1 protein-coding gene is annotated in these 960 nt (G+C 69.1%); it reads left to right on the top strand.

Annotated features, from left to right (window positions below; translation table 11 throughout):
* Window positions 1-14: 14 nt before the first annotated feature.
* Window positions 15-960: ketoacyl-synthetase C-terminal extension domain-containing protein (locus E1267_RS43865; RefSeq protein WP_342774969.1), on the top strand; the 946-nt coding region annotated here is incomplete at its 3' end.

Consider the following 960-nt stretch of genomic DNA (forward strand, 5'->3'; position numbering starts at 1 on the left):
TTGGTGTGCTGCTGGTGGAGCGGTTGTCGGACGCTGAGCGCAACGGCCATCAGGTCCTCGCCGTGGTGCGGGGTAGTGCGGTCAATCAGGATGGTGCGAGTAATGGGATCACGGCTCCGAATGGTCCGTCGCAGCAGCGGGTGATCCGGCAGGCGCTGGCGAACGCGGGTTTGTCGCCGGCTGAGGTGGACGCGGTGGAGGCGCACGGCACCGGTACGACCCTGGGCGACCCGATCGAGGCCCAGGCGTTGCTGGCCACCTATGGCCAGGAGCGGCCCGAGGACCGGCCCGTGTGGCTGGGCTCGCTGAAGTCGAACATCGGTCACACGCAGGCTGCCTCAGGTGTGGGCGGTGTGATCAAGATGGTCATGGCGCTGCGCAAGGGCATGCTGCCGCGGACGTTGCATGCTGATGAGCCGTCGCCGCATGTGGACTGGTCGGCGGGTGCGGTGCAGTTGCTGACCGAGGCGCGGCCGTGGCGGGAGAACGGGCGTGCTCGGCGGGCGGCGGTGTCGTCGTTCGGGATCAGCGGCACGAACGCTCATGTGATCATCGAGCAGGGTCCGGTGGTGGAGCCGGAGCCTGAGCCGGTGGAGCCCGGGCCGGTGGTGCCGTTGCTGGTGTCGGCGAAGGACGGGCGGGCGTTGCGGGCGCAGGCTGGTCGGTTGGCGTCGTGGCTGGAGTCGGAGTCGTCGGTTGCGGTGTCGGATGCGGCGTGGTCGCTGGCGACGGGTCGGGCGGTGCTGGAGCAGCGTGCGGTCGTGGTGGGTGCTGATCGGGGCGAGTTGGTGGCGGGCCTGCGGGCGCTGGAGCCTGTGGGGGTCATGCCTGTTGGGAAGCTGGCCCTGTTGTTCGCGGGTCAGGGTAGTCAGCGGGTCGGTATGGGTTCGGTGCTGGCTGAGCACTTCGCGGTGTTCGCTGAGGCGTTGGACGAGATCTGCCGGGTGTTCGATCCGTTGT

Source organism: Nonomuraea longispora, from assembly GCF_004348345.1.
Lineage (GTDB): Bacteria > Actinomycetota > Actinomycetes > Streptosporangiales > Streptosporangiaceae > Nonomuraea > Nonomuraea longispora.